At 64.2% G+C, this 20,913-nt stretch carries 23 protein-coding genes and 3 pseudogenes; 11 read left to right on the plus strand and 15 right to left on the minus strand.

Features of this window, described 5'->3' with window-relative positions:
- Positions 1-2: 2 nt before the first annotated feature.
- Positions 3-695 carry a response regulator transcription factor gene (locus LWC34_RS28845; RefSeq protein ID WP_233728238.1) on the minus strand — a complete coding sequence of 231 codons (693 nt, stop codon included), beginning with the start codon at positions 693-695 and terminating at the stop codon, positions 3-5.
- Positions 696-781: 86 nt separating this feature from the next.
- Here LWC34_RS28845 and LWC34_RS28850 point away from each other — a divergent pair, with 86 nt between their 5' ends.
- The 3 genes and pseudogenes from LWC34_RS28850 to LWC34_RS58915 all read left to right on the plus strand — a co-directional run.
- The gene (locus LWC34_RS28850) at positions 782-1,384 is read left to right on the plus strand and encodes a DUF998 domain-containing protein (RefSeq protein ID WP_233728239.1); all 603 of its coding nucleotides are present in this window, start codon (positions 782-784) and stop codon (positions 1,382-1,384) included.
- Positions 1,381-1,740 carry a hypothetical protein gene (locus LWC34_RS28855; protein ID WP_233728240.1) on the plus strand — a complete coding sequence of 120 codons (360 nt, stop codon included), beginning with the start codon at positions 1,381-1,383 and terminating at the stop codon, positions 1,738-1,740. The genes LWC34_RS28850 and LWC34_RS28855 overlap by 4 nt, the downstream gene beginning before the upstream one ends.
- A 113-nt stretch (positions 1,741-1,853) precedes the next feature.
- Positions 1,854-2,432 (plus strand): annotated as a pseudogene (locus LWC34_RS58915) (transposase family protein); the annotation flags it as partial.
- A 40-nt stretch (positions 2,433-2,472) separates the two neighbouring features.
- On the opposite strand, the gene LWC34_RS28865 reads toward LWC34_RS58915, so the two are convergent.
- Positions 2,473-2,655, minus strand: a complete 183-nt coding sequence (locus LWC34_RS28865) for a hypothetical protein (protein ID WP_233722972.1) — start codon at positions 2,653-2,655, stop codon at positions 2,473-2,475.
- Between the two features lie 126 nt (positions 2,656-2,781).
- Here LWC34_RS28865 and LWC34_RS57140 point away from each other — a divergent pair, with 126 nt between their 5' ends.
- Positions 2,782-3,264, plus strand: coding sequence for a transposase (locus LWC34_RS57140; protein ID WP_308200147.1), 483 nt, complete (start codon positions 2,782-2,784; stop codon positions 3,262-3,264).
- A gap of 198 nt (positions 3,265-3,462) precedes the next feature.
- Positions 3,463-5,163: a glycosyltransferase gene (locus tag LWC34_RS28875; RefSeq protein ID WP_233728241.1), complete on the plus strand. Its 1,701-nt coding sequence runs from the start codon at positions 3,463-3,465 to the stop codon at positions 5,161-5,163.
- Here the strand turns inward: LWC34_RS28875 and LWC34_RS28880 are convergent.
- A complete protein-coding gene (locus LWC34_RS28880; protein WP_233728242.1) occupies positions 5,120-6,289 on the minus strand; it encodes an amidohydrolase family protein in 1,170 nt (389 codons plus the stop codon). The two genes, LWC34_RS28875 and LWC34_RS28880, sit on opposite strands and share 44 nt — an antisense overlap.
- A gap of 130 nt (positions 6,290-6,419) precedes the next feature.
- Here LWC34_RS28880 and LWC34_RS28885 point away from each other — a divergent pair, with 130 nt between their 5' ends.
- Positions 6,420-6,914, plus strand: coding sequence for a MarR family winged helix-turn-helix transcriptional regulator (locus tag LWC34_RS28885; RefSeq protein ID WP_233728243.1), 495 nt, complete (start codon positions 6,420-6,422; stop codon positions 6,912-6,914).
- Here LWC34_RS28885 and LWC34_RS28890 read toward each other — a convergent pair whose 3' ends face one another.
- Both LWC34_RS28890 and LWC34_RS28895 read right to left on the minus strand, forming a co-directional pair.
- Positions 6,915-7,121: a heavy-metal-associated domain-containing protein gene (locus LWC34_RS28890; protein WP_233728244.1), complete on the minus strand. Its 207-nt coding sequence runs from the start codon at positions 7,119-7,121 to the stop codon at positions 6,915-6,917.
- A gap of 93 nt (positions 7,122-7,214) precedes the next feature.
- Positions 7,215-7,628 (minus strand): winged helix-turn-helix transcriptional regulator, encoded by a 414-nt coding sequence (locus tag LWC34_RS28895; RefSeq protein ID WP_233728245.1) that lies wholly within the window; start codon positions 7,626-7,628, stop codon positions 7,215-7,217.
- 79 nt (positions 7,629-7,707) lie between these two features.
- Here LWC34_RS28895 and LWC34_RS28900 point away from each other — a divergent pair, with 79 nt between their 5' ends.
- On the plus strand, positions 7,708-8,625 hold the full coding sequence (locus LWC34_RS28900; protein ID WP_233728246.1) for a zinc-binding dehydrogenase: 918 nt from the start codon (positions 7,708-7,710) through the stop codon (positions 8,623-8,625).
- Between the two features lie 7 nt (positions 8,626-8,632).
- Here LWC34_RS28900 and LWC34_RS28905 read toward each other — a convergent pair whose 3' ends face one another.
- From LWC34_RS28905 to LWC34_RS28915, 3 genes are read right to left on the minus strand one after another with little or no spacing between them, the layout of a single operon-like run.
- Positions 8,633-8,983, minus strand: a complete 351-nt coding sequence (locus LWC34_RS28905; RefSeq protein WP_233728247.1) for a DUF6542 domain-containing protein — start codon at positions 8,981-8,983, stop codon at positions 8,633-8,635.
- Complete coding sequence (locus LWC34_RS28910) at positions 8,973-10,166, minus strand: LCP family protein (RefSeq protein ID WP_233728248.1); 1,194 nt, start codon at positions 10,164-10,166, stop codon at positions 8,973-8,975. The genes LWC34_RS28905 and LWC34_RS28910 overlap by 11 nt, the downstream gene beginning before the upstream one ends.
- Before the next feature lie 5 nt (positions 10,167-10,171).
- Positions 10,172-10,375: a hypothetical protein gene (locus LWC34_RS28915; RefSeq protein WP_233728249.1), complete on the minus strand. Its 204-nt coding sequence runs from the start codon at positions 10,373-10,375 to the stop codon at positions 10,172-10,174.
- A gap of 175 nt (positions 10,376-10,550) precedes the next feature.
- Between LWC34_RS28915 and LWC34_RS28920 the strand changes: the two genes are divergently transcribed.
- Genes LWC34_RS28920 through LWC34_RS28930 form a run of 3 tightly spaced genes read left to right on the plus strand, consistent with a single transcriptional unit; the run spans position 10,551 to position 13,011 of the window.
- Entirely contained in the window at positions 10,551-11,111 is a 561-nt protein-coding gene (locus LWC34_RS28920; RefSeq protein ID WP_233728250.1) for an LppP/LprE family lipoprotein, read from the plus strand.
- The gene (gene cseB / locus LWC34_RS28925) at positions 11,111-11,785 is read left to right on the plus strand and encodes a two-component system response regulator CseB (RefSeq protein WP_284051658.1); all 675 of its coding nucleotides are present in this window, start codon (positions 11,111-11,113) and stop codon (positions 11,783-11,785) included. Before LWC34_RS28920 ends, cseB begins: the two co-directional genes overlap by 1 nt.
- Complete coding sequence (locus LWC34_RS28930) at positions 11,782-13,011, plus strand: sensor histidine kinase (protein ID WP_233728252.1); 1,230 nt, start codon at positions 11,782-11,784, stop codon at positions 13,009-13,011. Before cseB ends, LWC34_RS28930 begins: the two co-directional genes overlap by 4 nt.
- A 496-nt stretch (positions 13,012-13,507) precedes the next feature.
- Here LWC34_RS28930 and LWC34_RS28935 read toward each other — a convergent pair whose 3' ends face one another.
- On the minus strand, positions 13,508-14,185 hold the full coding sequence (locus tag LWC34_RS28935) for an IS630 family transposase (RefSeq protein ID WP_308200169.1): 678 nt from the start codon (positions 14,183-14,185) through the stop codon (positions 13,508-13,510).
- Positions 14,098-14,589: pseudogene (locus LWC34_RS28940) on the minus strand (winged helix-turn-helix domain-containing protein); the annotation flags it as partial. The pseudogene LWC34_RS28940 and the gene LWC34_RS28935, both read right to left, overlap by 88 nt.
- A 192-nt stretch (positions 14,590-14,781) precedes the next feature.
- Here LWC34_RS28940 and LWC34_RS28945 point away from each other — a divergent pair.
- Positions 14,782-16,008 (plus strand): annotated as a pseudogene (locus LWC34_RS28945) (IS4 family transposase); the annotation flags it as partial.
- A gap of 195 nt (positions 16,009-16,203) precedes the next feature.
- Here LWC34_RS28945 and LWC34_RS28950 read toward each other — a convergent pair.
- The 5 genes from LWC34_RS28950 to hypD all read right to left on the minus strand — a co-directional run bounded on the left by LWC34_RS28950 (position 16,204) and on the right by hypD (position 20,867).
- Positions 16,204-17,391 (minus strand): HNH endonuclease signature motif containing protein, encoded by a 1,188-nt coding sequence (locus LWC34_RS28950; RefSeq protein ID WP_233728254.1) that lies wholly within the window; start codon positions 17,389-17,391, stop codon positions 16,204-16,206.
- 239 nt (positions 17,392-17,630) lie between these two features.
- A complete protein-coding gene (hypB, locus tag LWC34_RS28955) occupies positions 17,631-18,338 on the minus strand; it encodes a hydrogenase nickel incorporation protein HypB (protein WP_233728255.1) in 708 nt (235 codons plus the stop codon).
- On the minus strand, positions 18,305-18,670 hold the full coding sequence (gene hypA / locus LWC34_RS28960) for a hydrogenase maturation nickel metallochaperone HypA (protein WP_233728256.1): 366 nt from the start codon (positions 18,668-18,670) through the stop codon (positions 18,305-18,307). The genes hypB and hypA overlap by 34 nt, the downstream gene beginning before the upstream one ends.
- Positions 18,670-19,743 carry a hydrogenase expression/formation protein HypE gene (hypE, locus tag LWC34_RS28965; protein WP_233728257.1) on the minus strand — a complete coding sequence of 358 codons (1,074 nt, stop codon included), beginning with the start codon at positions 19,741-19,743 and terminating at the stop codon, positions 18,670-18,672. Before hypE ends, hypA begins: the two co-directional genes overlap by 1 nt.
- Positions 19,740-20,867: a hydrogenase formation protein HypD gene (gene hypD / locus LWC34_RS28970; protein ID WP_233728258.1), complete on the minus strand. Its 1,128-nt coding sequence runs from the start codon at positions 20,865-20,867 to the stop codon at positions 19,740-19,742. Before hypD ends, hypE begins: the two co-directional genes overlap by 4 nt.
- Positions 20,868-20,913: the final 46 nt, after the last annotated feature.

Genomic DNA, 20,913 nt, shown 5'->3' on the forward strand with positions numbered 1-20,913 from the left:
GATCAGCCCGCCGGACGTTCCAACCGGTAGCCGTGGCCACGCAGCGTCGAGATGCGCGGCGCCTGCTCCGGTGACGACGCGACGGCGGCCAGTTTGCGCCGCAGCGCCGCGATGTGGACATCGAGGGTCTTGGTCGAGCCGTACCAGTGCTCGTCCCATACTTCGGTCATCAGTGTGTCCCGGCTGACCGCCGATCCAACCGCGTCGGCCAGCCGGGCCAGCAGGTCGAACTCCTTGGCCCGCAACGCGACCTCCTGCCCGCACACGGTCACCTGCCTGCTCGCGGTGTCGACCAACAATTCACCGACTGAGATGGTGTGGCGTGCGCTCGAAGGCCCGCGCCGCAGGTGCGCGCGTACCCTTGCCAGCAGTTCGCCCAGCCGTACGGGTTTGACGAGGTAGTCGTCGGCGCCTGCCTCCAGGCCGACCACCACGTCCATCTCGTCCTGGCGTGCGGTCACGATCACCAGCACGGCCTGCGGCTGCATCGTGCGCAGCCTGCGGCACACTTCGACCCCGTCGAGGTCGGGCAGGCCAAGGTCGAGCAGCACCAGATCGAACGCCGTTCGCTGGGCTTGGTGCAGCGCCAACGCACCGGCTTGAGCCCAGCAGACGTCGTAGCCGTGCAGCCGCAGGCTCGAGTCCAGCGCCTCACCGATGGTCCGGTCGTCTTCCACAAGAAGCAGTGTGGCCACAAACCTCACACTAGCGACTCAAACGACAGCCTTCCGGTAACCCGGGCTAACCATCCGTTTGCCTACGGCTTCCTAGCCTCGGATGCGTGAACCCAGTGCTGCACCTGAGCCGGATCGCCGTGACCACGGCGGCAGGCGCCATGCTGCTCGTCGCGTACCTGAACATCGCCCTGGTCCAGCAGGTCAGCCCGATCTTCGACCCAGTCAGTGACTACGTCCACTACAACGGTGTCGCGTTCGTGCTGTCGGTGCTGCTGCTGATGAGCGGCGGTTTCGCCGTCGCGACCGGCCTGACCAGGGCGGGAGTGCCACATTCCGGCCTTGTGAAGGTCCTGTTCGGACTCTGGTTCGTCGGACTGGCCCTTGTCGCCGTCTTCCCTGGCAACCCGAGTGTCGATGTGTCGACGGTCGCTGGCGAGATTCACCGGTTTGTCGGTGCGGTCTTCCTTACCTCCCTTCCGGTGGCCTGCTGGCTGTTGGCGAGGTCACTGCGTGACCATCCTGTGTGGATGGTGACGGCCAGCCGGTTGCGCGGGGTCGCGGTCGTCGGTGTGCTGACTGCGACTTCGTTCGGAGTAGCCCAGTTCGTCACGTGGCTGCCGCAGGGATTGCTTGAGCGGTTCGCGTTGGCCGCTGAAGTCGCGCTGGTTGTCGTGCTCGCGTTGACCATCCGGAGGGCCGCCCGATGATCGCTCTCGCCGTGCTGCTCGCGGTCGTGGCCGCGTGCTGCTTCGCCCTGTCGGTCGCGATGCAGCACGGCGCGGTCCAGGAAAGCGGGTTCTCCCTGCGGGTATTGAAGTCACGCCGGTGGTTGGTCGGGACCTCGCTCGCGGTTCTCGGTGCCGGTCTGCACGTTGTCGCGTTGTGGTTGGCACCGCTGGTGATTGTTCAGCCAATTGGTGTGCTGAGCCTCGTGCTGACGGTCCTGTTCTCCGCGCGAGGGGAAGATTCGGGGCGTCAGACCTGGATTCACCGAAGATCTTGGTGGGTTGGTCGTGTCGTGGACGGGCAGATGCCCTCTGACTTGGGACGATTGTTCTTATGACAGAAACATATCGGACCGAGTGAGAGGGCATCTGCTGAGTGAAAGCATCGCATACGCGTGGCGCGGTGTCGGTGAGGTTCGACGATCCGGGATTGGTGTCGCACGCGGGGCTGGTGGCGGTGATGCGGCTGGCCGAGGACGCGGGGTTGTCGGATCTGGCCGGTGAGCTGGTCCGGCTGGGTGGTCCGGTCGGGGCGAACGCGGGCGCGAAGATCAGCACGATCGTGGCCGGGATGGCCGCGGGCGCGGACTCGATCAGTGATCTGGACCTGGTGCGGCATGGCGGGATGGCGGGGTTGTTCACCGGGATCCGCGCACCGTCCACTGTGGGCACGTTCCTGCGCTGGTTCAGCATGGGTCATGTCGCTCAACTGGAGAAACTCTCCGCCCGGCTGCTGGCCCGCTTGGCGGAGCTGACGCCGCTGCTGGCGGGGGCCGACCGGTTGGGGTTGCTGGATCTGGACTCGAAAATCAGCCAGGTCTACGGGCGGGGCAAAGACGGGGCCGCGTTCGGCTATACCGGGGTGTTGGGGTTGAACACGCTGGCCGCGACCCTGACCACAGCGGCGGGCAGGCCGGTGATCGTGGCGACCCGGTTACGGGGTGGCAACGCCGATACCCGCCGCGCGGTGAGCTCGCTGGCCCGGCGCGCGCTGGGCACCGCCCGCGCCGCGGGCGCGACCGGGCCGCTGCTGGTACGCGGCGATTCCGGGTTCTATGTCGGGGAATTGATCACGATGCTGGTGCGGGAAGGGGGTCTGGTTCTCCATCACCGCCCCACAACATTCCGCGATCCGGGAGGCGATCGACGCGATCAGCGAGCACGCCTGGCAGCAGCACACCTACCGCGACCCGGTCCTCGACCCGCACACCGGGCAGCTGATCCACACCGCCCAGATCGCCGAGACCAGCCATACCGCGTTCACCAACCCGACCGTCAACCCCGGCCAGAAAACCACCGCCCGGCTACTGGTCCGCCGGACCCGGATCACCACCCGCGACGAGCAGGGCGAGTTGTTCCCAGCCAGGCGCTACCACGCGGTGTCCACCAACCTCCCACCCACCACCACCAAGCCCGCCACCACCAGGCCCGACACCACCAGGCCCGCCACCACCAGGCCCGCCACCACCAGGCCCGACACCACCGAGCCCGACACGGCCGGCTTCGACACGGCCACCGCCTGGCGTCTGCACGACCAACGCAGCGGCGCGATCGAACACGTCTTCGCCGAACTGGCCGCCGGCCCACTGGCCCACTTCCCGTCCGGACTGTTCGCCGCCAACGCCGCCTGGCTCTCCCTGGCCGCCCTGACCCACAACCTCCTCCGCGCCACCGCAACCCTGGCCGGCCCCACCCACGCCCGAACACGCCTGACCACCCTGCGCCGCCGGTTGATCACCATCGCCGCCCGCGTCACCCGCACCGCCCGCCACATCACCCTGCGACTACCACAAGACTGGCCCTGGGCCACCGACTTCACCCAACTATTCACCACCATCCACGCCCCACCCCACCCCGCCTGAACCCCTAACCACCCGCCTGACCAGGCCCAACCCGAAAGACCACAGTGGAAAAGCTGGGCAGACCAGCAACTCCCACACGACCACACCACACACCACCAGCCCACCACCACAACCACCCACCACCACAACCACAACCCAAGATCAACGGTGAATCCAGGTCAGACGCCGCGAAGGTGGCCTTCACGGCAAACCATCGCCGTGGTACTGGTTGGGGTGGGGACGGCCGGGTTCGTGTTGATCGCCGCCACGGCTGGGGCCGACATGTCCGGTGTCCAAACTGGAGGCATCCAGCTTTTCGTGCTTGGCGCGTTCGGGTTCGCTTGCCTTGCTTTGGTTGTACGAAACTGCCTGCTGCTGGCCAGTTCCGCGGCGGTGATGTTCGGCATAGGCTCGGCGTTGATCCGCGCGGCCACTGTGAACATCTCCGGGGACTTCTCACTGATGCTCGTTCTCGGTGCTGAGTCGGTCGCGCTGATCCTGATCGGCGGCTGGCTCGTGCATCAGGCGTACGCGGTCGGTTCGACGTCCACTGTGATCGCGAGCACGACTGTGCTCGACCCGTTCACGGCTGTCGCTGTCGGCCTGTGGGTCTACGGCGAAGCCGCGCTTTTCACACCTGTCCAAGCCTTCGCCTTGGCTGGGTTCGCCCTGCTGTCCGTCGTCGGCGTGCTAGCGCTGGCCAAAGATCCTCAACCCAAGGAGAAGACTGTGCTCGCAAAGAACGGGCTCGCAAAGAACGGCCAGCTGCGGATTCTGATCGGCGCGGACACGTTCCCGCCCGATATCAACGGCGCGGCGAACTTCGCTGGCCGACTGGCACACGGGCTTGCCGAACGCGGTCACGACGTGCACGTGGCCTGCCCGCAACACGCCGTGCCGGTAGACGATGGGGCAATCACGATGCATCCCGTGACGTCCAAGCGAACGCCGTTCCATCCGACGTTCCGGATCTCGTTGCCCTGGCAGGCCGCCAAGGAAGCCGAGGAGATGATCCAGCGCATCCAACCGGACGTCGTGCATGTCCAGTCACACTTCCCGGTCGGCCGAGCGGTTCTGCGTGCGGCACAGAGGCACGGAATCCCTGTGATCGCAACGAATCACTTCATGCCGGAGAACCTCATCGGCTACGTCCCGATTCCCAAGCCTGTGCGTGCCGCGGCCGTGCGGTGGGCATGGCGGGACCTGGTCAAGGTCTTCCGCACCGCCGACCTCGTCACTGCCCCCACGCCGCGCGCGGTGGAATTGTTGACTGCCAATGGTTTGCCGGGCTCGCCGCGCGCGATCTCGTGCGGGATCGACCTCGACCACTATCCGGCCAGGCAAACCAGTGGCAAGCAGGTGCTGTTCGTCGGCAGGCTCGACGAGGAGAAGAACCTCGACGAGCTGATCAAAGCGGTCGCCCGGCTGCCGGAAGTACGTGCCGAGATCGTCGGCGACGGTTCATGCCGGGAGAAGCTGACCGCGCTCGCGGACAGCCTCAAAGTGCGTGACCGCATCGATTTCCTCGGTTTTGTGTCCGATGAGGAGCTTGTCCGCGCCTATCAGCGCGCCGACCTGTTCTGCATGCCAGGCACGGCCGAACTGCAAAGTCTGGCCACAATGGAGGCCATGGCCGCCGGATTGCCTGTCGTCGTGGCGGATGCGATGGCCCTGCCGCACCTGTGCGACCCGGGTGTCAACGGATTCCGTTTCCCGCCAGGTAATGTGGCGATCCTGGCCGCGGCGATCGACGAGGTCTTCCGTGACCCCGCGCTGACCGCCGCGATGGGCAGTGCCAGCCGCCAGATGATCGAGCACCACGACATCGGCCGGACGCTGACGACCTTCGAGGACGTGTACTGCGCCGTCTCGGGGATCAGCCGGCCGCAGCCAGTGTCCGGCGTGCGATCCGCAGCGTGAGTTCACGCAGCTCACGCAGGTCGTGATCGACCAGCACACCGTCCAGTTTGACCACTGTGCCGTCGATCAGGACGGTGTGCACGTCCTCGGTCCCCACACTGGTGGCCACCGCGCCTTCGAGCACCTCGGGGTCCTCGCCGAACAAGTGCTCAAGGCCGCTCAGCAGGACGATGTCGGCCTGCTTTCCGACCTCCAGTGACCCGATCGCATCGCCGAGCCCGATTGCCTTGGCGCCGTTGATGGTCGCTGCCTGCAGCAGGTCGCGTGCGGCGAGCGGACCCGTGGCACGCTCGGCCATCAACCCGGCACGCATCTCGCTGAACATGTCCGGCAGATTGCCGCTCTCGACGTCCACGCCGAGCGCGGGTTCCCCGCCCGCCTCGGCGAACCGTCGGTACGCCAGGTCGCCGTGACCCATCATCAGCTCGGTGACCGGCGTAACCGTGAGCGTCGAGCCGTAGTCGACGAGCATCTTGAACTCGTCGTCCTCAAGACGGTTGCCGTGCACAAAATGCAGGTCAGGACCCAGCAGCCCGGCATCGTGCAGCTTACGGACACCGCCGCCCTGTTGGCCGCCGACGTGCATCGACGTGATCAGGCCGCGGTCGCGCGCCAGCCCGATGTGCCGAGCGACGTCGTCAACCGGAAGGTAATCCGGGCCCAGTGAAGCCACCGCATCCGCTTGGGGATGCATGTCGTCCGGGTTGCTGTGTCCGAACACGACTCGCAACCCGGTCTGGTGCAACACCTCGATCGCCGCGTCGACCTGCTCAGGATCCGACACCGAACTCCAGTCCAGAACCGTTGTCACACCGGCGTTCATCGCCTCGGCCGCGGCCAGTTTCAGGCTGTTGCGCACGTCCAGGACGCTCATGCTCGCGCCGACGTGCTGGACGACCTGCTGCATGTAGTAGCCGAGGGTCATGTCCGGACCGAACCCGCGCAGCGGCGCCTGGGCCATGTGCCGGTGCGTGTCGACGAAGCCGGGGACGAGCAGCTTGCCGGACGCGTTGATCGCGCGTTTGCCAGGCAGATCGTCGCCTATCGCCTGGATGATGCCGTTCTCGATGAGCAGATCGGCTATGCCATGGCCGAGGACGTACCCACCCTTGAACACCACACTCATGACTGCCTCCAGTAACAACGGGCGCAGATTTCGACCTTGTTGTCGAACTCATCCGAGGCGCCCTGCTTTCGCAAAAGCTTTTCAGAAAGCTATCTCGAAAGCTTTCAGGGCGCAAGGTATTCTGTGGACCATGGGTGACCAGGTCGACGGGGTCGTCGCGGCGTGGGATGTGGAGCTTCCCGGCGTCCTCGGGATCGAGCTGGAGCTCGGCAAACGGGCGGGGTCGGTGTACGCGCGGCTCAACGAGGCCGCGAGCCGTGTGCTGGGCAAACTCAAGCTGACGAAAGCGGAGTTCGACGTGCTCGCGGTGCTGCGGGCGTCCGGCAAGCCGTACCGGCTCAAGCCGACGGAACTCGCTGCGAGGCTATGGCTTTCGTCCGGCGGGACAAGCAATGTGCTGCGTCGGCTGACTGAAGCCGAGCTGATTTCCCGTGCGGCGGACGAAGAAGACGCGCGCAGCTCGTGGGTTCAGCTGACGCGTCAAGGGGTTCAGGTCGCTGAGGAAGCGGTCCGGCTGACCGCGGAGGCGCAGCAACAGCTGCTGAAAGCCGTGCCGGAACACACTTCAAGGGCCGCAGCCGACGCGTTGCGCGAAGTGCTGCTGGCCCTGGAAGCGCGGGATTAGCTAGCTGGCGAGCTGGTAACCGGCTTCGGTCACCGCGGCCCGCACGTCGTCGACGCTCAGATCGGCATCGCTGGTGACGGTCACTGTGCCGGTGGTCAGGTCGACGTCAACGCTCTGCACGCCCGCGATCTGCCCGACCTCCTCGGTCACCGAGCTGACGCAGTGGTTGCAGGTCATTCCCTCAACCGTGTATGTCGACTGTGACATGTCGAGATCCCCTTTCGGCCTACCCCGGCATTTATACCCCTAGGGGGTAGTGGCCAGGCAAGGTGCTCTCGATCACTGGAACTTTTCGCCTGCCTAAACCGACGCGCGTTCGGCGACCAGCGCGGCCGTCTCCGCGCCACCGCCCAACGGCATCTCGTAGCTCGCCGCCGCGGCGCGAACCTGCTCGACATTGGCCTCGGCCCACGCTTTGACCGCGGCGACAACGGGCACGAGCGTGCTGCCCAATGGCGTGAGCGAGTAGTCCACGGTGACCGGGATGGTCGGCGTGACTTTGCGTTCGACCAGGCCGTTCTGCTCAAGCATGCGCAGGGTCTGGGTGAGCATCTTGTGGCTGATGCCGCCGATGCGCCCGGCGAGTTCGCCGTAGCGCTGCGTTCCTTGGGCCAACGCGGTCAGCGTCAGGCCGACCCATTTGCCGGAGATCAGGTTCAGCACTTCCCTGGTCGGGCAGGCCGCGCTGAAGGCGTTGTACGCGGGGGTAGGCACCTTGAGGTACCTCCTTACTAAAAGTTCCCAACGATGCGACGGTAGGGGCAGGCGCAGCCGCAAGTCAAGGAGAAAGATGATGAAAGCCCTGGTCAATGCCCCTGGAACGGACGAGTTCGTCCGCCTGACCGACGTCCACGAACCCACCGCAGGGCCGCACGACGCGTTGATCCGCGTGCATGCGAGCTCGCTGAACCGTGGCGAGCTGCGCCTGCTGGCCACCCGCCCCGCAGGATGGCGCCCTGGTCAGGACATCGCTGGCGTCGTCGAGAAGGCGGCCGAGGACGGGTCCGGGCCGAGCGTGGGCACACGAGTGGTCGCGCTGGCCGATGACTCCGGATGGGCCGAACTCGTGGCCGTCGACACCGACCGCATCGCGGTGCTGGACGACCGTGTCTCCTTCGGCGACGCCGCCACGCTGCCCATCGCGGGCACCACTGCGCTGCGGACATTGCGGCTGGGCGGAAGCCTGCTGGGCAAGCGTGTCCTGGTCACGGGCGCTGCCGGTGGCGTTGGTCGCTACCAGGTACAGCTGGCCGCGTTGCAGGGTGCGCGGGTCACGGCCGTCGCCTCAGACAAGCACGAGAAAGTGTTGCTGAAGCTGGGTGCCGCTGAGGTTGTGAGCAGCCCCGCGGCTGCTGAGGGGACGTTCGACCTGATCACCGAGTCGGTTGGCGGCGAGAGCCTGTCCGAGGCGATCGGCCGGGTCGCGCCGCACGGCCTGATCGTCGTGTTCGGACTCAGCTCCGGCAAAGCCACACCGTTCGCGTTCCGGGACTTCGCACCAGGACACGAGAACGCGCGGATCCAGATCTTCATGTCCTACGCGTCCGGTCCCGACTTCGGCGCCGACCTGAAAGTCCTGTCGGATCTTGTGGCCGACGGATCGCTGACGGCTCAAGTCGGCCTTGAGGTGCCGTGGACCGAGCTCGCTACGGCCGCACAGTCCTTGTCGGCACGCGGAGTTGACGGAAAAGCGGTCCTGCAGATCGTCTGAAGTGGACTTACACAGCTTCCACGAGGCGTTTCCGCACCCGTGTCCGCAACGCCAAGATGACCAGCACCGCGACGATCGTGCCACCGAGGTACGGGAACGTCTCGGCCAACTGCGTTGCGCCGTCGAGCAAAGGCTCGCCGAGGATCACCGCACCGGCCACAGCGGCCGCGGTGATCAGCGGCGGCTGGACGGCGACCGCGAAGAACGCGGCCCGTTCGGCGAGTACGGCAGCGAGAACGCAACCGAGGATGATCGAAAGCGGGAAGAAGACACCACCCGCGATGAGACCACCGACCGCGATGGCAGCAGGGCCGAGCACTGCCAGCCAGCCTGGGACCAGCGGAACTCTAGTCCACACAGGGGATCGCTCCGGCGTTGATGGGTTCGACACTGGCAATCTTCTGCACCCTTTGCTGTTTCTCGGTCTTCGTCGAGTCCGGGTTGGACTGTTGCGGTTGTTGTTGCTGTACCGGCGGTTCGAGCAGGTCCTGGACGAACTGGCGGACCTGGTTGGGACTGACCTCGACCGCACTGCCGTCACTCGGCGTCGACAGGTTGATCCGGCCGGTCGGGATCGTCTGGAACGTGATGTTGCCCGCGCTCAGCTCACCCAACTGCTGCGCGAACGACAGCAGGTCCCAGTTCTTGTCAAGGACAACGGCTTTCGTCAGCGCCTCGACAAGACCGGTGATCTTGGACGGGTCGGTGAGCGTGCCCGCGCTGAACATCCGGTTGGCCAGACCAGCCAGGAACGCCTGCTGGCGCCGTACCCGGTCAAGGTCGCCGTTGGGCAGCTGGTGCCGCTGGCGGACGAACTTCAGCGCGTCAACGCCCTGCAGAGTCTGTTGTCCCGCAGGGAAGTTCGCGCCCGAGTACGAGTCACGTACCGGGTTGTTCAGGCACACCGGCACGCCGCCGACCGCGTTGGTGATCTCGCTGAACCCGAGCAGGTTGATCTCGGCGTAGTGGTCGATGTGCAGACCGGTCAGGTTGTTGATGGTGGCGATCAGGTTGCGACGGCCTGCCGTGGTCGACTCACGGTCCACAGTGGCCTGATCGGCGCCCTGGCCGCGCAGCTGGCTGGCTCTGGCGTTCTTTCCCCGTGCATAAGCGGAGTTGAGCTTGTGCATGCCGAACCCGCCCGCGATGTTCACATAGGAGTCACGCGGCAGCGAGACACCCCAGGCCTTTTTGGTCGGATCCGCGGGAACGTGGATCACGATCATCGTGTCGGTGTTCTGCTCACCAGTCGAGTTGCCCGCCTGCAACTCGGCACGCTGCTCAGCAGACAGCGGGTTGCCCTGCGCGTCGGTGCGGCTGTCCAGCCCGACCAGCAGGATCGTGGTGTCCTGCGGCGGTTGACGCAGCGGAGTCGGCGCGCCGCTCGTGGTCGGCGCGGGCGTGTCCGGGACGATCACGTCGTCCGTGGCCAGGTTCGTCGTCGCGGTCCGGTAGGTCCACCAGCCGGTCGCGGTGACCGCGAGCACAGCCAACGAGACGGTCGCGACCAGTCCCTTGGTGAGGATCGACAGGATCTTCATGGTTCTCATCGCAGGCAGTCCGTCAGTAGTGCGGGTGTCAGGCCGTTGGTCCTGGCTCGTGTGACGAAGGCCGCCACGTCTTTCTCGAAGTTCGGGGTGAAGTGCGTGAGCACGATCGAGCCGGGCCGGAACTCGCGGGCGTACGTGTCGGACACCAGCGCGAACACCGCTAATGCCACATAGCGGAACGGCTTGAGACGCTCGAGCATGGCCCCTGACTCCCCGACGTTTTCCAGAACGTGATCTCCTTCGAAGTTAGGGACGCTTTTCGGCGGTAGTCCGACGGTCGTGTAACAGCCCGCCCGCAGAATTCCGGCGGGCTTGTAACAGTCGAGTGGCCGGGCTAGTGGGCGTCGGCAGAATGGAGTGACGAAGGAGGGCCGAATGCGCGGAGTGGCAGTAGGGCTGATGTGCCTCATGCTGCTGGGCGGATGTGCCACGGCCGGTGGAATCAAGGTGGAAGGGCCAGCGACCCAGGTCACACCGCCGCCGTCGACACCGCCGCCACCGAGTGGCGTGATCCCCTCATTCGATCCGGTCGCCCTGCTGCGTACGGATTCAAAGGTCACCGACAAGATCAAGAGCTTGCTGACGCCATGCCCGCAGAGCGGCCGATTCCCGGTGGATTCCCGCTATGTCGACCTGACCGGCGACGGAGTGGCGGAAATGATCGTGGCGGTCACATACTGTGACACCACAATCCCGGTGGGCAAAGTGATCGACACACGTTTCGGCTCGGTGGCGACCTATGTGTACGACGTGGTCGCGAAACCGCCGGTCGACCTGCTGGCGGTGGACCAACCGGGCTACATTCTCGACCAGAATGACGGTGTGGTGCAGGTGACCCAGTGGGAGTACCGGTCGAACGACCCGTCATGTTGTCCGTCAGCCCGAACCTTCACGTACTACAAATGGACCGGCACGATATTCGAGCGAATCAAGTGATGACCCATATCCTGCTGGTCGAAGACGACGCGGTGATCAGGGAAACAACCCAGCTCTCCCTGGAACGGGACGGTTTCACGGTCTCGGTGGCCGAAGACGGCATCACCGGCCTCGAGAAGTTCCGCGCCGAGGCCCCGGACGTGGCGCTGCTGGATCTGATGCTGCCGGGAATGAACGGCGTGAGCCTCTGCAGGCAGATCAGGGAAGAAAGCCCGACGCCGGTCATCATGATGTCGGCAAGGTCAGACCCGATCGACGTCGTCCTCGGCCTGGAAGCCGGGGCGGATGACTACGTGACAAAGCCTTTCGACAGCACAGTGCTGGTCGCGCGGATCAGGGCAGTGGTTCGTCGGATGGGCCGGGCCGAGGCCGTGAACGACGAGCAGCCCTTGCGTTTCGGCGACCTTGAGGTACAACGCAACGGCCTTGAGGTCCGCGTGGCTGGGCAGCCGGTGGAGTTGACGCCGACCGAGCTGCGGCTGTTGCTGTGCTTTGTGGACTCTCCAGGGAACGTGCTGACCCGTGATGTCCTGCTTGAGCAGGTTTGGGACTACCAGTGGGGTGGCGACTCCCGGGTCGTTGACGTGCACGTGCAGCGGCTGCGGGCGAAGGTTGGCCAGGACCGGATTGAGACAGTGCGGGGCTTCGGTTACAAACTGAAGACCGGGTCATGAAGCTGCTACCACCCTCGATGCGGTGGCGGCTGAGCGCGGCGATCGCCGTGGTCAGCGCTTTGGTAGCGACCGCCCTGAGCTTGCTCGTGCGTACAGAGTTCGCGCAAACCCAGCTCACCGATGCCCGCCAGCTTCAGGACCAGCGGATCCAGTTGGTGGTCCGTGAATACGCCTTGACGGGCCAAGCTGCCCTTGGCAGCGAATTGGACTCCCCGACAATTCCGCCGGAACTGCTGAGCGCGGTCCGGGGCGGAAACCGCGCGACTTACCTGCAACGAACCCCTGAGGGCTCGTGGATCTGGGCCGCAGCGGAGACCAGCGGGAAGGTGCTGTCGCTACGCAGCCCGTATTCCGACCGTGACGAGGCATTGAGCCGCCTGGACCGGGTCCTGCTGATTGGCTCGGTCGCGGTAGTCGTCCTGAGTTCCGTCCTCGGTGTACTCCTTGTCTCCCGCTTGTCCCGCCGCCTGCGGCTCGCCGCAGGGGCCGCTCGCCGCGTGGCCGACGGCGATATGACCGCCCGGGTTCGTGACGTCATCCGTGACCGCCCTCGTGATGAAGCCGCCGAACTGGCCCAAGCCATCGACGGCATGGCGGACGCGTTGCAGGAACGCCTGATCGCTGAGCAACGGGTAACCGCGGACATCGCCCACGAGCTCCGCACCCCTGTGACCGGTTTGGTTGGCGCAGCGGAACTGTTGCCCCCTTCTCGCCCAGCTGAATTGGTCCAAGACCGCGTGCGAGTGCTGCGAGTATTGGTCGAGGACATTCTTGAGGTCGCCCGTCTGGACACAGCGACCGAACGAGCGGAGCTGTCCGAGTTGGCGTTGGGCGAGTTCGTCCGCCGCCGAGTTGCCGGTGTCGCACCAGAAGCCGTTGTCTCGGTGCTTGAGGAGCGCTCCGCTCGCACGGACCCGCGCCGCCTGGAACGCGTCTTGGTCAACCTCCTCGTGAACGCTTCCAAGCACGGAAAACCTCCAATCCACGTAACGGTAGACGGCCTCTCGGTGAACGTCCGAGACCACGGCCCGGGATTCTCGGAGGAACTGCTTCGAGACGGCCCAAGCCGTTTCCGCACGGGCAGTAGCGATCGCGGCACCGGCCATGGCCTTGGCCTGACGATCGCCGTCGCCCAAGTAAAGGTCCTTGGCGGAACCCTCACATTCGCCAACGCCGAAGATGGCGGAGCGTTGGTAACTCTCGAATTGCCAGACACCCCAACCTGATCACCGGTGTAACAGATTCCGTCTCCGCCTGCGTTCAGGGTCGACGACAATGCCACTGACTTAAGCATTCCGGCTGGTCGCGAGCGGCGCAGGGCCGATTGCCGGTGCCGTTGATGTCCACAATAGACGATTAATCGTCACATCAGTCTCACTTACCCCGCACGTCACTCCTGTTAACCGGGTTGGCGCCGTGAAGGTCACCTTCGCGGCGTCCAACGCGCCAAAGGTTCCCCTCACGGACCGTGACGAGCCCGAATGAAGGCCACTGTGGACAGTCCCGTCCATCGGTGGCGCGGGTACGCCGTGCTCACTCTCTTAAATTAAGTCAGTGGCATTGGCCGCACGGGTGGCCGGGTTTTCGTAGAGCCGGACGCCGTCGCCGAGCAGGACCGGCTCGATGTGCAGGTCGATGTGATGTCGTTCATTGCCTTGTCTCCTTTGTTTTAGGTTCAGTCCAATGCCGCTTAAAGACCTTTCGGTATTTGAGTGAGTTATGTCATAGGGAAAGGCCGGTGTGGTCGAGGAAGTTGAAGCACAGTTGGTAGCTGCTGCCGACGCGTTCCAGGCCGGTCTGCGCGGCGGTGTGGGCTTCGTCGAGGGTGTCGGGGCACAAGTTGGCCAGTTCGCGTGCTTTGACGTTGCCCCATACCGTTTCCATCGGGTTGAGGTCGGGGGCGTAGCCGGGCAACGGTTCCACGTGCAGCCAGTGTCGTTGGGTGGTCAGCCATGCCTTCATGTCGTTCGATCGGTGGGCGGGCAGGCCGTCCCAGATCAGGGTGACTTTCTGGCCGTCGAGGTGCTCGTGCAGAGCGGTGAGGAACTCGATCAGCGAGGCGGTGTTGTAGGCGCCTTCTTTGATGCCGAACACGAACACCGCCTCGCTGCGGTCGGGTCGGTAGGCCAGCGCGCCGGACATCGACAGGCGTTTCCAGGAGAACCGGTGGGTCAGCACCGGTGTCTGGCCGCGTGGCGCCCAGGTGGCCCGTACTACGGGCAGCAGGGAGAATCCGGACTCGTCCTGGAAGCAGATCCAGGCCCTTCGGCGCCGGGCGCTTTTTTTATGCGTGGCCACTCCTTTTTCACCCACCTGTCGATGGCCTCCTGGTCGCGTTCGGTGGCGCGGCGGGCGGGACGCTGCCTGCTCCAGCCCAGCCGCTCGCGCAGGATCGTCCAGGTCTGGGTTTGCGAGTACCGCACCCCGGTGACCTTCTCGATCACCTTGGCCACCCGCGCCAGCGTCCACATGTCGGTCGGGAATCCGTTCGCCTTCGGCCCCTGCGCCAGCGCGCCTGCCACCGCGGCTACCTGCTCATCGGTCAGCTTACGCAGCCGCCCGGCACGGCCAGCCCCGGCCAATGCCTGCCGTCCGCCGGTCGACCACGCCCGGTGCCACCGTGAAGCGGTCTGCGCCGAGACTCCCAACTCCACCACCACATCGACCTGCCGCTTGCCGCGATCGAACATCTCCGCAGCCCGCATCCGGCGTTCCCGCAACGCCTCAAAATCACGGCGGGCAGCTACTTTCTTGCCGCTCCGGGCTTTCCGACGCTGGCCGGCCGATCGTGACGGTTCTGGCATACCACGATTGTCCTACCAGGCAAGGCGAATCACCCGCAACGACTCACCCTATTACCGAAAGATCTTTAGTTAAGCGGGTGGTGAGTGGTGCGGAGACATGAAATATTTCTGTCTCCTGTGGATCGATGACGTGTACGGCTTCGGAGAAAACCCCTTGTAGCGCATGGAAATAGTGGCGTATACGTTGCTCATGTGACCGTGCCCGCCACACCATCCCGGCGCTTCACCGACGGGATCAGTATCGGTGTTCTCACACGTTTGTTGGATCGTGATCTGGTGGACGAGGTGCTGGCCGACACGGGTCGACGGGAGAAGCGAACACGGTTGCTGCCAGCCAGGGTGGTTGTCTATTGGGTGTTGGCGCTATGCCTGTTCTTCGAAGACAGTTATGAAGAGGTGATGCGCAAGCTGGTCAACGGTCTGCGGTTTCTGGGTACCTGGCGGGATGACTGGCATGTGCCGACCACGAGTGCGCTTTCCCAAGCACGCCAACGGCTGGGTGCGGAACCGTTGCAGGTCTTGTTCGAGCGGGTCGCGGTGCCGATGGCTCGGCCAGGCACGAAGGGAGCCTGGTTTCACGGGTGGCGGGTGATGGCCGTGGATGGGCTGGTGCTGGACGTGCCGGATACTGATGACAACGTCGCGGTGTTCGGTAAGAAATCGCATGGTGGTGGGGAAAGCCCGTTCCCGCAGGTGCGCGTCGTCGGCTTGGGCGAGTGCGGCACCCATGCGATCGTGGCCGCGGCGATCGACTCGTGGCGGGTCTATGAGCGCGAGTTGCTGACGCGCATTCTGGATGATCTCGAGCCGGGCATGCTAGTGGTGGCTGATCGTGGTTTCTTTGGCTATGAGTTGTGGAAACAGGCGACCGAGACCGGTGCTGATTTGTTGTGGCGGTTGAAGAATAGCGTTGAGGTGCCGGTGCTGGAGTGGTTGCCGGATGGCTCGTTCCGCTCGGAGTTGTTGCCCAGACAGGTCAAGGTGGATCTCAAGCGTGGCAAGCAACGCACCGTGCGTCCAGAGATGCGGCTGCCAATCCGCGTGGTGGAGTACATGGTGACCAACCGTGGTGATCAGCCCGAGACGATCCGGTTGATCACCACGATCATGGATCACGAGTTGGCGGCCGCGGCGGAGCTAGCGGCGTTGTATCGGCAGCGATGGGAGTTCGAGTTGACACTGGACGAGGTCGAAACCCATCAGATATCCCATAGCAGGGTGCTACGGTCGAAATCGGCCGATCTAGTCCGGCAAGAAATCTGGGCTCTGCTGCTGACACATTACGCGGTGCGGGATCTGATGCATGAGGCCGCAGATGACGCCGGACCTGATGATGGGCTGGATGTCGACGAGCTGTCGTTCGTTCGCAGCCTCAACGCTGTCCGCCGCCAGGTTACCAACCAGGCGGGTTTTTCCCCTCATCGCCTGAAGAGGGCGATCATCGAGACGTGTGAAGAGATCAGACAACGCCGCACCCGTGGACGTCGACATCGCTCGTATCCCCGAGTGGTGAAACGAAGTCAGGTCGGTGACAAGCTCATCAAACGCCCCAACCACATCGGCGCACGTTACGACAAACCGGCTGAGCTGCACGTCTTCAGCAAGATCGCTTAACTAAGCGGCATTGGGGTCGACGAAGTCCGGCGGGGTGAACCAGGCGACGTCGTCTTTCAGCTCGACTTTCCAGTCGCTGCGGTGCACTAGTCTGTGATGGCGACCGCAGAGCAGCACGAGGTTGTCGACGGCGGTAGGCCCGCCGTGTTGCCATTCCACTATATGGTGCCCGTGGGACACACTCGCTGGCCGTTCGCAGGTGGGGAAGGTACATCCGCGATCGCGAAGGACCAAGGCCCGCCGGATGTGCGCGGGGATGGTGTAGGAAGGCGCGGCGATGTCGAGTGGTTTCGATTCACCGCCCATCACGGCAGGCAGAACGTGGGCATCGCAACAGATTCGTCGTGCCTCGGCTGCGGTCAGTTGGGTTTCCGGCAGGACACGGTCGGCTGCCATGGTCTTGAGTGCGTCGAGGGAGATGGTGACGGCGATTTCGGTTTTGAGGCCATTGTGTGTTGGCAGGTCTGGACAGTTGGCGGCCTGTTGCAGGACGTCGGCGAACGCGTCGCCGCCGCGTTCGGCGTAGCCGCGAGGGTCGTCGGCCTCGTACTTCTCGAACGGTTTGAGCAGTTCGTTGAACAAGACAGCGGTTTCAGCATCGAGCCGCCCTTTGAACTCGAGGTGTCCGTCGCTGTAGGTGTGTCGCCGCAACTCCCGTTCCGGTCGGTGCGGCTGGTCGACGTTCGGTGGTTTCCCGTCCGGGTCGACGATGTCGCGCACGACGCGTTCGCCGAACCGGGCTAGCGCGTTCGGATCGTCCTGCGCGGCACGTTCGATCAGCAACTCCTCGGCCAGTGACACCTTGTCGGGTTGAAGGTGGGTCAAGCTTGCGACGAACCTCCGGATCACCTCGACCTGTCCGATACTGACCTCGCCAGCGTCGAGTTTCTTGGCAGTCAAGGGAATGGAAGCCGCAACCACAGTCCCGGTGGGTGTCTTGGCGTCGTTCAGGGCGGCCGCGTGGGCGAGCCGTTGGTTGCCTTCCTGGCGCGTGATGTTCAAGGTGTGCATGAGAAGCGCGGTGGTGTTGCTGTAGCCCAAGCAGTACGCGGTGCCCCGCGCATCCGCTTCGGCCAGAAAAGCAAGGTGCTCGGCATAGTCTCGGCGTAGCTTGCGTTCCGAAGCGGAGATGCACGCGACAAGCTCACGATCGTCGAGCTGCCAGTGTGTCGATGTGATCTCCCCCATGCCTCCAGATTACGCCGCCACAACGTGAAAGTCCCTGCAATACAAGGCAACCACACGATTGGGTGCCAACGCTGGACAACGCTGCAGTGGACAAGTGAACGCGAGGAGTGGTGGGAGGCAAAGGTCAAGACAGCTTGCAGGAAAGGCGGACACGGTGTGCTGGAACGGTGGACACGGTGTGCTGGAACGGTGGACACGGTGTGCCGGAACGGTGGACACGGTGTGCTGGAACGTGGATTTCATGGTGTGGGGTTGGTGGACACGCCGAGTTGGGGCGGTGAGTGGGCGGCTCGGTGGGAATTGAGCCAGTCGAGCCAGGTGTCCATGCCGTCGCCTCGGGTTGCTGAGACGTGGAGGATCGGGGCTGTGGGGTTGACCTGGCGGACCTGGGTCTTGAACACGTCGAGCGGGAAGTCCAGGTAAGGCAACAGGTCTACCTTGTTCAACAGGATCAGATCCGCGGTGCGGAACATGTGCGGGTACTTCAACGGCTTGTCCACACCTTCAGGCGCCGACATGATGACGACCCGAGCAGCTTCCCCAAGGTCGAACAGTGCGGGGCAAACCAAGTTCCCGACGTTCTCAACGAACAACACGGACCCAGGGGCAGGGGACAAGGTGTGAATAGCCTCGTGCAGCATGGAAGCGTCAAGGTGGCAGCCAGCGCCGGTGTTGATCTGAGTGACGGCGACACCGGTCGAACGGATGCGATCGGCGTCAAAGCTCGTCGCCTGATCACCCTCCACAACAGACACAGGCACGTCCAACGAACGGACGGTACGCTCCAACAGAGTTGTCTTCCCAGACCCAGGGGAGGACATCAGGTTCACCGCGAACACCGAAGCCGAAGCCAGTGCGGCGCGGTTGTGTGATGCTAGCGAGTCATTGCGGGCCAGCACCTTCTCCTCTATTGTCACGGTTTCGGAGCATCCGCAGGTTCCGCACATGTCATCACCTCAACCGACTTGATCCGAAGTTCCCGTCCGGCCACGACGTCCACCGAAGCAGTGCCGCACGATGGACAAAGCACAATGGGGTCTGTCGTAGTGAACTCCTCCGAACAGGCGTGGCAGATCGCGCGCCCCACCGGCTCTAGGACGACCAGGGAAGCACCGTCGTGAATGGTCCCTGAAGCCACCAGGTCGAAGCAGAATCGGACGGAGGACACGACGATCCCGGAGATTTTGCCGATCTCCAGCGTGACAGTGACAACCCGTGTGGAGCCCAGCCGATCGGCTATCTGCGAGACGATCGACTGGGCAATGGAAAGCTCGTGCATCAACAGATCCGGGGCAGCGGGTCGCCAACCAGCAGGTCGCAAATCCGGGTCCCGCCGAAGACGGTGTTCAACAGAACCAGCCCCGGTGGATCCGCCTTCACCCGGCCAACGATCGCGGCCGAAGCTCCAAGCGGATGGGCCCGCATGGCGGCCAACGCCGCCGAAGCCGAGTCCCCGGAAACGAAAGCCACGATCCGGCCTTCACACGCGACATACAACGGATCAATGCCAAGCAGTTCCGAAGCCCCGCGAACCTCAGTCCCCACGGGAACCTGATCCTCGTCGACGACCTCAGCGGCCTTGGCGACCTCGTTCAGAATCGTGGCCACGCCACCGCGAGTCGCGTCCCGCATGACGCGAACCCCGGGAGTCGCTGCCAACAAAGAAGCCACGAGGCCGTGCACAGCAGCGGTATCCGACTCAAGGTCAGCCTCGATATCAAGCTCACCCCGAGCAAGCATCACGGTCACGCCGTGCTCACCGACAGGACCGGAAACCAGGATCGCGTCCCCAGGCTGAACCGAAGAAGCGCCCAGCTTCGTTGGATAGGAAATCACACCAACCCCAGCGGTGTTGATGTAACACCCATCCGCCTTACCCCGCTGAACGACCTTCGTGTCGCCGGTGACAATCTGCACGTCCGCAGCAAACGCGGCATCTCGCATCGAAGCAACGATCCTACGAAGGTCCGCGACCGGAAAACCCTCCTCCAGAATGAACCCCGCGGTCAGATACAACGGCCGAGCGCCCGACACAGCCAGATCATTCACGGTCCCGTTGACGGCCAAGTCGCCTATGTTCCCGCCAGGAAAGAACAGCGGCGAAACCACAAACGAGTCCGTCGTGAACGCCAGACGGGAACCACCAATCGAGAAGGAGGCCGCGTCATCCAGCTCATCCAGCAGAGGATTGCTGAACGCGTCCACGAACACAGCCTCGATCAGCGTCTGTGTCGCCTTCCCGCCGGACCCGTGAGCCAGTGTGATCCGATCCTCCTTCACCCTGGGCCGACGCCGCCGAGCTCGCTCGATCCGATCGAGGACTTGTTGCTCTCGCACCGATATCTCGTTCATGACAAGCTCGCTTCACGCACCCGGGTCCGGGTGAACCGCCCAAAGTTGTAGTAAGCCGCACAAGCACCCTCTGGCGACACCATGCACGTCCCAATCGGCGTCTCGGGCGTGCAAGCCGTGCCGAAAACCTTGCACTCCCAAGGCTTCAGCACGCCCTTCAACACCTCGCCACACTGACAGGACTTCGGATCGGCAACCCGCACCCCGGGCACGGAGTAGGCAAGCTCAGCGTCGAACCGCGCGTACTTCGCCCGGATCCGCAAAGCCGAATTCGAGATGAAACCCAAACCACGCCACTCGAAGTACGGCCGAAGCTCCATCGTCTCACCAATAGCCCGCAAGGCCGTGACGTTCCCGTCCCAAGGAACAACCCGTGAGTACTGGTTCTCGACCTCCGAACGTCCCTCAGTCAACTGCAGCATCAGCATGTAGATCGACTGCAGAATGTCCAGCGGTTCGAACCCCGCCACCACAATCGGCTTCCCGTACTCCGCAGCGATGAACTCGTACGGCCGGCAACCGATCACAGTGGACACGTGCCCTGGGCCGATGAACCCGTCGAGGCGCAGGTCCGGTGAGTCCAGGATTGCCTTGATCGCTGGGATGATCGTGATGTGGTTGCCGAAGACCGAGAAGTTCTCGATCCCTTCTTTCGTTGCCCGCAGGATCGTCATCGCCGTTGACGGGGCCGTGGTTTCGAAGCCGATCGCCATGAAGACCACGTGCAGGTCCGGGTTCTGCTTGGCGATCTTCAACGAATCCAGTGGCGAGTAGACCATCCGGATGGTGGTGCCCTCCGCGTTGGAGTCGAAGAAGTTCCCGTCACTTCCGGGCACGCGCATCATGTCGCCGAACGACGTCATCAGCACGCCCGGCTGACGCGCGATGTGGATCGCGTCGTCGATCCTGCCCATCGGGATGACGCACACCGGGCAGCCGGGGCCATGCACCAGCGTGATGTTCGACGGGAGGTAGTCCTCGAGGCCGTGCTTGTAGATCGTGTGCGTGTGCCCGCCGCACACTTCCATGAATTTGTACTCCCTGCCGGGTTCGCACAGCCGGGCGATCTTCGCGGACAGCGCCCGTGCCGTCTCGGCGTTCCGGAACTCGTCTACGAAACGCATGACTCCCCTAAGAGGGCATCTGATCTTGGTTGGGGCGATATGTCTG

This window comes from Kibdelosporangium philippinense, assembly GCF_021390435.2.
Lineage (GTDB): Bacteria > Actinomycetota > Actinomycetes > Mycobacteriales > Pseudonocardiaceae > Kibdelosporangium > Kibdelosporangium philippinense.

Bases quoted from the DNA above. Each gene is read 5' to 3' on its own strand.
- LWC34_RS28920 (WP_233728250.1), top strand. From the start codon at position 10,551: ATGCGCGGAGTGGCAGTAGGGCTGATGTGCCTCATGCTGCTGGGCGGA.
- hypB (WP_233728255.1), bottom strand. From the start codon at position 18,338: ATGTGCGGAACCTGCGGATGCTCCGAAACCGTGACAATAGAGGAGAAG.
- LWC34_RS28900 (WP_233728246.1), top strand. From the start codon at position 7,708: ATGAAAGCCCTGGTCAATGCCCCTGGAACGGACGAGTTCGTCCGCCTG.
- cseB (WP_284051658.1), top strand. From the start codon at position 11,111: ATGACCCATATCCTGCTGGTCGAAGACGACGCGGTGATCAGGGAAACA.
- LWC34_RS28855 (WP_233728240.1), top strand. From the start codon at position 1,381: ATGATCGCTCTCGCCGTGCTGCTCGCGGTCGTGGCCGCGTGCTGCTTC.
- LWC34_RS28950 (WP_233728254.1), bottom strand. From the start codon at position 17,391: ATGGGGGAGATCACATCGACACACTGGCAGCTCGACGATCGTGAGCTT.
- LWC34_RS28930 (WP_233728252.1), top strand. From the start codon at position 11,782: ATGAAGCTGCTACCACCCTCGATGCGGTGGCGGCTGAGCGCGGCGATC.
- LWC34_RS28910 (WP_233728248.1), bottom strand. From the start codon at position 10,166: ATGAAGATCCTGTCGATCCTCACCAAGGGACTGGTCGCGACCGTCTCG.
- hypA (WP_233728256.1), bottom strand. From the start codon at position 18,670: ATGCACGAGCTTTCCATTGCCCAGTCGATCGTCTCGCAGATAGCCGAT.
- LWC34_RS28880 (WP_233728242.1), bottom strand. From the start codon at position 6,289: ATGAGTGTGGTGTTCAAGGGTGGGTACGTCCTCGGCCATGGCATAGCC.
- LWC34_RS28890 (WP_233728244.1), bottom strand. From the start codon at position 7,121: ATGTCACAGTCGACATACACGGTTGAGGGAATGACCTGCAACCACTGC.
- LWC34_RS28885 (WP_233728243.1), top strand. From the start codon at position 6,420: ATGGGTGACCAGGTCGACGGGGTCGTCGCGGCGTGGGATGTGGAGCTT.
- hypE (WP_233728257.1), bottom strand. From the start codon at position 19,743: ATGAACGAGATATCGGTGCGAGAGCAACAAGTCCTCGATCGGATCGAG.
- LWC34_RS28915 (WP_233728249.1), bottom strand. From the start codon at position 10,375: ATGCTCGAGCGTCTCAAGCCGTTCCGCTATGTGGCATTAGCGGTGTTC.
- LWC34_RS28865 (WP_233722972.1), bottom strand. From the start codon at position 2,655: ATGGCTGGTCTCGGCGATCTGGGCGGTGTGGATCAGCTGCCCGGTGTG.
- hypD (WP_233728258.1), bottom strand. From the start codon at position 20,867: ATGCGTTTCGTAGACGAGTTCCGGAACGCCGAGACGGCACGGGCGCTG.